Source organism: Pseudomonas antarctica, from assembly GCF_900624995.1.
Classification (GTDB): domain Bacteria; phylum Pseudomonadota; class Gammaproteobacteria; order Pseudomonadales; family Pseudomonadaceae; genus Aquipseudomonas; species Aquipseudomonas antarctica.
On sequence record NZ_UYXQ01000167.1, the window covers coordinates 1 to 6,874 of the forward strand.

Here is a 6,874-nt window from a genome sequence, read left to right on the forward strand (position 1 = left end):
GCTTTAGCGACATCCACACCGATGATTGATTGCGAGACAGTCATTGCCATGAAAAACGCTCCGGGTTAGGGTTTGCAGGCTTGTCGGGGCTTCACCATTGCGCTGGCTTGCTTCTATCGTCGGTCATAGCCGATGCATTCCTTATCGGCGCTTTGGTGAAGGGGTGGGGCGAAGTCTCCCACGGTCTGTACTGGCTAGAGTCAGATGCTGGCTTTTAGTCCCACCACCCCAACAAGTCTAACCATACAAGCTGGCTTGCCTGCGGTGCAGGCACCGCGGTCTATCAGGCACCACCCATTTCAGCCATCACCCAAATAACGGAGATGCCCGCAGCACCCGCCTGCACATCGACAATGCTCAACCCATTACTTGCTGTAAGGTCAGCACCTCAAACCCGTCCGCCGTCACCGCCACGGTGTGCTCCCATTGCGCCGACAAACTGTTGTCCTTGGTCACCACCGTCCAGCCATCCTTCAAGTCGCGCACCTTGGCGCTGCCCTGGTTCAGCATCGGTTCAATGGTAAACACCATGCCTTCACGCAGTTCCAGCCCCGTGCCGGGGCGGCCGAAGTGCAGGACCTGTGGCTCTTCATGCATCTCACGGCCAATACCGTGGCCGCAATACTCACGCACTACGCTGTAGCCATTGGCTTGTGCATGGCTCTGGATCGCATGCCCGATGTCACCCAGGCGTGCGCCGGGCCTGACTTGGCGAATGCCGGCCCACATGGCCTCGAAGGTCTTTTCCACCAAGCGCTGCGCGTTGGGCGCCACGTTGCCGATCATGTACATCTTGCTGGAGTCGGCGATAAAGCCGCCTTTTTCCAGGGTGATGTCGATATTGATGATGTCGCCGTCCTTGAGCATGTCCTTGGCACTGGGCATGCCATGGCACACCACCTCGTTGATCGAGGTGTTGATGCAGAAGGGGTAGTTGTATTGCCCAAGGCTCGCCGGGCGGGCCTTCAAGTCGTTGCGAATGAAGGCCTCGACGGCGGCGTCCAGTTCCAGGGTGGAGCGCCCGGCGGCGACAAAGCCGTCGAGCATCGTGAACACCTGCGCGAGCAGGCGCCCGGATTCACGCATCACAGCCAATTGCGCGGCAGTCTTGATCATCAGCAGCGCCCCCGGATCAGGTCGGGCTTGTCCAGCAACAGCTTGTTGATCAGCTCGTTGTAGGGCAGGTGCGGGTTGAGTTCGGCGAGCAGGCCGATCTTGATCCAGAATTCGGCCTGGGCGTTGATGGAGCGGTCCATGGCCGCGCTGGCCAGGCGAAGCTGTTCGTGCAGTTGGTCGGTGATCTTGACGATGCCCATAAGGTTCACTGTTTCAGGTGGATATACAAAGCGTATACGTTTCGTATATCAGCAGTAAACCCCCACGCCGCTAAATGGCGGGTGGCGATTGACTTGCGCCGTAACCGCCGGCTGATTGCAACGCATGGTCTTTCAAGCTTTGCGCAGCCAGCCAAGCATTATTACCGCCATTGCTCATTTGGCGGGATAGCACACGGCTGCACCCAAACCCGCCCTAGAGGCGGGTTTTGTTTGTCCGTCTTCAGAGCCTTTACAAAAAGCCAGGAGACACCCATGCGCACCTGCACCACTTGCGATACCGTCGCCCCGGGACTGCTTGAGCATTGCGTAAAAAAGATCCCGGCCGCCCCGGTCTACGACCTGGCGGTACGCACACCTTTGCAGGTGCACCGGCGTTGTCGGCGCTGCTGGGCAATCAGGTATTGCTCAAGCGCGAGGACGTGCAACCAACGTTCTCCTTCAAGATTCGCGATACCCACAACAAGCGGGTGCAGCTCACGGCCGAGCCAAAAGCGTGCGGCGTGGTGACGGCGTCGGCGGGCAAGCATGCGCGAGGTGTGGCGCTGGCGGCGCGGGAGCCGGGGATCAAGGCTTAGATCGTCATGCCGTGCAGCACGCCGGCGTTGAAGGTGCTGGGCGTGCGTTCACGGGTTGCCGAGGCGGTGTCGATGGGTTTGCCGATGGCACCGCCGTGGCGCAGGTCGGCGCCTATGGGGTTGAAATCTGCCGCGACTGGGTTGATGAAGTCATCACCGTCAGCAACGACCCATTGTGCAGCACCATCAAGCTGATCTACGACGCCAGGCGTTCCATCATCGAACCCTCAGGCGCCTTGGCCGTCACGGGCACACCTTGGTGGCGGTGAATTGCGGGGCCAATATCCACGTTGATAGTTTGCGACATGTTGCAGAAAGAATCGCAGCGCAATGTTCAACTTAATGCATAAACGTTTAATCGGCGCTATTCGCCGATGATGGACACCGAGCCTGCAGACTTAGATAGCTGCGCGCGTCGCTTATGAGAAAAGGTTACAACGAGGGCGGATTTTGCCGAGTACGCTTGGTGATTGTAAGCGTCTTCCAAGGTCGGTAAGACGCGGCAGGCAGGCGCCTGCCGGGCACACGATAATCTGTTGGCAGTCTCATAAAAGGAGAGGTTGGCCATGCTTTCGGAATTAGAACTTCGCAGCATTATTGAAGGAAGTTTCCTGCCTAAACGGTGCGAATGCACCAAAGCCGAAGATGCTTCGTTGACGATCAAAGTCTATGACGACCGCGACCGTGACCGAGTGGATTTGGAAGTCAAAGGTATAAACGCCGATAAACTCGACAGCAGTCGAGCTATTTGCAACCTGATCACCGGGTTGCGTGAAGACCTCAAACACACTCATTCACCCGCGTTGCAAAGGGCGGGCGGGCGAGGCTATTACTAGCCCCTGGTTTGAGGTTGAATGACCGAAGAACGGTGGGCCTGGTAAACGCCAGGCCCAATACGGTTCTGTTGAGTCGCCGACGGCTCAATTCTGGAAATCACAGGCTTCGGACATTTTCCGATAGCCCACGTCTTCGATCTTGCCGGCCTTGTCTACAAACTTGATATCCGCTTTGATGACTTTGCAGTCGTTGGTTGGGGTTTCGTTCATGGCAATCACCTTGTCGATGTTCAACGGCATGCCGTACTTGTAGGGCACGGGTTTGGCTGGCATTTGTTGAGTGTCGGCTTGAGCCAGGCCCGAGACCGCAGCCAGCGCCAATACGCCGCCTAGCATCAATGTGCGCAATGTCATGGTAGTTCTCCGCAAGTGGGTACACCTTCACTCTTGGCTTGCGCGATTAACCATCGATTAATTTCGCCGTGGCTGACAAAACCTTCATGAAACGCTGCGTTTATCCAAGTTGTGCGCGATACGGCAGGTCCGGGCCGGTCTTGCTGCAGGTCAGGGCGGCGGCGCGAATGGCGAAACCGAGCATGGCGTCGATGTGCGCCCGTGTGAGTAGTTGCAGGCCTTCTACAGAGTCAAGCTGCTGCTCGGTCAACCAGGCAATCAACGCCGCCTGGAAGGAATCGCCAGCCCCGACCGTGTCGGCCATCACCACCTTGACGGCAGGCGCAGACCAACTGCCATGCTGGCGGCTGAAGACGGTCGCGCCGTCGCCGCCACGGGTGAGGAATACCAGTTGGCAGCGGTGCTGCAACCAGCCTTGCAGTACGCTTTGCGGCGACTGGTCGGGGTAGAGCAGGTGCAGGTCTTCGTCGCTGACTTTGATCAGGTCGGCATGCTTGACCAACTCGGCCACGCGGTCACGCCACAGTTGAATGTCCGGCTGCGGATTGAGCCGTACGTTGGGGTCGAGGCTGATCAGGCGCTTGCCGCTTTCACGCTTGACCAGCGTGAGTAGGGTGTCGCCGATGGGCTGCACCACCAGCGAAAACGAACCGACGTGCAGGCCGCGAATCTCATGGCCCAGCGTGGGCAAGTGCACGGCCCGCAGTTGGCGGTCGGCACAGCCTTCGCCACGGAAGCTGTATTGCGGTGAGCCATTGGCACCCACCGCGACCATCGCCAGGGTGGTCGGTGCGGGGAATTCCACCAAAAATTGCTCACTGACGCCTTCGTCCTTGAGCACTTGCAGCAAGCGCTGGCCGAGGAAGTCGTTGGACAACCCGCCGAACAGCCCGGACTCGATGCCCAGGCGGCGCAAACCCACGGCCACGTTGAACGGCGAACCGCCGGCAATCGCCTTGTAATTGAGCTTGGACGCCTGCCCGCTGGCATCCTCCTCGCTGAAAAAATCAAACAGCGCTTCGCCACACACCAGATACATAGTCGTTCGCTCTTAAAGGGTTGCCACGAGTTGTTGATAGCGCGCGTAAGCCTGTTGGTAGGCGCTGACACTGGCCGCCACCGGCAGCGTGCGGCTGGCCGGGTCGACGCTGACGCATTTGTCGCACAGGGCGGCCAGGGAGTCGCCGGACTGGCTCCACGCCGCTTGGATCGCCGCGCCGAGGGCGGCGGCTTCGCTTTGTTCGGTGCAGATCACTTCGGTGTTCATGATATCGGCAACCATCTGCCGCCATACCGGGCTCTTCGAGCCACCACCGATCAGGCGGATGCTGTGGCTTTGCAGGCCGGTCTGGCGCAGCAGGTCCAGGCCATAACGCAGGCCGAAGGTGGTGCCTTCGACCACCGCGCGGCACAGGTTGGCGCGGGTCAGGTTGGTCATGGTCAGGCCATGCACGCTGCCGGTGGCGTGGGGCAGGGCGGGCACGCGCTCGCCGTTGAGGAAGGGCAGCATGCTCACGCCGTCGGCGCCAATCGGTGCCTCGGCGACCAAGGCGTTGAAGGTGGCCAGGTCGAGGTCGAACAGTTCGCGAATCACCCCCGTGGCGTTGGTCAGGTTCATCGTGCAAATCAACGGTAACCAACCGCCGCTGGAAGAACAGAAGGTCGCCACCGACGCTTGTGGGCTCACATTCGGCTGATCGGCAAAGGCATACACGGTGCCGGACGAACCCAGGCTCATGGTGATCACACCGGGGGCGATATTGCCGGTACCGATGGCGCCCATCATGTTGTCCCCCCCACCGCTGGAAACGCTGGCGGTGGGGTTGATGCCCAGGCGTTCGGCGATGGCTGGCAGGATTGTGCCCACGCGTTGATTCGCCTCGATCAGCTCAGGCAGCGCGGCTTCCAGGCGGCCGCTGGGGTCGATGTGCTGGAGCAGCGCCACGTCCCATGCACGCGTGCGCACGTTGAAATAGCCGGTGCCCGATGCGTCGCCGTATTCCGCGACGGCACGCCCGGTGAGCCAGTAGTTGAGGTAGTCGTGGGGCAACAAAATATGCGCGATGCGCGCGAATACGTCCGGGTGCTGCTCGCGGGTCCACAGCAGTTTGGACACGGTGTAGCCCGGCGCAATCGCCACGCCGAGGCGTTCCAGCGAGCCGCTTTCGCCACCCAGGTGCTCCAGCAGGCGCTCGTTTTGCGGCGCGGTTTCGGTGTCGCACCAGAGTTTCGCCGGGCGCAGTACCTGAGCGCTGTCATCGAGCAGCACCAGGCCGTGTTGCTGGCCGGAGACGCCGATGCCGAGGATGTCCTGGCCGTCCACGCCGGCCTGTTGCAAGGCGCGGTGCGTGGCTTCGGTAAAGGCGTCCAGCCATTCCTGGGTGTGCTGTTCGCGGCGGCCGTTGGCGCCGCTGATCAACGTATGCGCAGCGGCGCCCAGGCCCAGCACTTTGCCGCTGGTGGCGTCGAGGACGATGGCTTTGGTGCCCTGGGTACCGCAGTCGATGCCCAGGTAAAGGTTTTGCTGGGTCATGGTGGCGTGCTCAGCATTATTGTTGGAGTAAAAATGCGGCCAATGTGGGAGCAGGCAAGCCAGCTCCCACAGGTTTAAGCCGGTTTCTTCAGAAGTTGTTGCAGGGTTTCTGTGACGCCTTTGTCGCGCAAGCTGACAAAACACCGCTCGAACGCTGCCACAAACTCAGGCGAGTTGGGAATAGCTTTACCGAAAATCTCCTCAACGCCCAGCAGGCGTTGGCTGATCAAGGCGTCATCAGTGACCAACCCTTGGCAGAACTCTGCGCGCGGGTCTGGAATTTTGTAGGTCACGCCGCGCTCATCGACACCCTTCAAGTACAACGCCCAAGCGGCAACCACCAACGCAGCGCGCTCCGTCTCACGCCCATCGGCAATCAAGCGATTAATCGTCGGCACCGTGAACTTGGGAAACTTCGACGACCCATCCGAGCACACCCGCTCCAGCTGGTCAGCAATCGCCTGATTAGAGAAGCGATCCACCAACGTCTGCTTGTACTCGGTCAGGTCAATGCCCGGCACCGGCGCCAGGTTCGGCGTGACGTCCAGGTCCATGTAAGCGCGCACATACGCCACCAACACCGGGTCATTCATGGTGTCGTGAACAAACCGATAACCCTTGAGAAAACCCAGGTAAGTCAGGGCCAGGTGGCTGCCATTGAGCAGGCCGATCTTCATCTCTTCGTACGGGGTCACGTCATCGGTGAACTGTACGCCGACCTTTTCCCAGGCCGGGCGGCCGTTGACGAACGAGTCTTCCAGCACCCACTGCACGAAAGGTTCGCAGACCACCGGCCAGGCATCGTCGATGCCATGGTCGTCGTGCAACTGCAAGCGGTGGGCGGTGCTGGTCATCGGTGTGATGCGGTCGACCATGGCGTTCGGGAAACTCACGTTGGCCTTGATCCAGTCATGCAGCTCGGCATTGTGCAGGGCGGCGAAGGCCAGCAACGCCTTGCGCGTGACGGCGCCGTTGTGGGGCAGGTTATCGCAGGACATCACGGTAAACGCCGCAACACCGGCCGCACGGCGTTGCGTCAGCGCGGCGCAGATAAAACCGAACACGGTTTTCGGCGACGTGGGGTGCGTCAGGTCATGCTGGATCTGCGGCAGGTGGGCCATGAACTCGCCATTGCTGTCGTCGATGCAGTAGCCGCCTTCGGTGATGGTCAGCGAGACGATACGAATCTGTGGGCTGGCCAGTTTGTCGATCAGGCCCTGGGCACCGTTTTCGGCCAGC

General features: G+C 60.4%; 7 protein-coding genes and 1 pseudogene. 2 read left to right on the forward strand and 6 right to left on the reverse strand.

The features are described from left to right. Positions 1-357: 357 nt before the first annotated feature. Positions 358-1,116 (reverse strand): type I methionyl aminopeptidase, encoded by a 759-nt coding sequence (map, locus tag E0F99_RS27995; protein ID WP_083358194.1) that lies wholly within the window; start codon positions 1,114-1,116, stop codon positions 358-360. Further along, positions 1,116-1,316, reverse strand: a complete 201-nt coding sequence (locus E0F99_RS28000; RefSeq protein WP_083358195.1) for a ParD-like family protein — start codon at positions 1,314-1,316, stop codon at positions 1,116-1,118. The genes map and E0F99_RS28000 overlap by 1 nt, the downstream gene beginning before the upstream one ends. A gap of 273 nt (positions 1,317-1,589) precedes the next feature. Between E0F99_RS28000 and E0F99_RS28005 the strand changes: the two are divergent. Both E0F99_RS28005 and E0F99_RS28010 read left to right on the forward strand, forming a co-directional pair. Beyond that, positions 1,590-2,255, forward strand: a pseudogene (locus E0F99_RS28005) (pyridoxal-phosphate dependent enzyme). Positions 2,256-2,478: 223 nt separating this feature from the next. Then, positions 2,479-2,748: a DUF1652 domain-containing protein gene (locus E0F99_RS28010; RefSeq protein WP_083358196.1), complete on the forward strand. Its 270-nt coding sequence runs from the start codon at positions 2,479-2,481 to the stop codon at positions 2,746-2,748. 84 nt (positions 2,749-2,832) lie between these two features. Here the strand turns inward: E0F99_RS28010 and E0F99_RS28015 are convergent, their stop codons facing one another. From E0F99_RS28015 to E0F99_RS28030, 4 genes are all read right to left on the reverse strand, one after another. Beyond that, entirely contained in the window at positions 2,833-3,102 is a 270-nt protein-coding gene (locus E0F99_RS28015) for a DUF2790 domain-containing protein (protein WP_083358197.1), read from the reverse strand. Positions 3,103-3,202: 100 nt separating this feature from the next. Continuing rightward, positions 3,203-4,141, reverse strand: coding sequence for a carbohydrate kinase family protein (locus E0F99_RS28020; RefSeq protein WP_083358198.1), 939 nt, complete (start codon positions 4,139-4,141; stop codon positions 3,203-3,205). 12 nt (positions 4,142-4,153) lie between these two features. After that, on the reverse strand, positions 4,154-5,635 hold the full coding sequence (gene xylB, locus E0F99_RS28025) for a xylulokinase (protein ID WP_083358199.1): 1,482 nt from the start codon (positions 5,633-5,635) through the stop codon (positions 4,154-4,156). 74 nt (positions 5,636-5,709) lie between these two features. Continuing rightward, positions 5,710-6,874, reverse strand: a 1,165-nt coding sequence (locus E0F99_RS28030; RefSeq protein ID WP_130909060.1) for a mannitol dehydrogenase family protein, incomplete at its 5' end; no start/stop codon positions are given.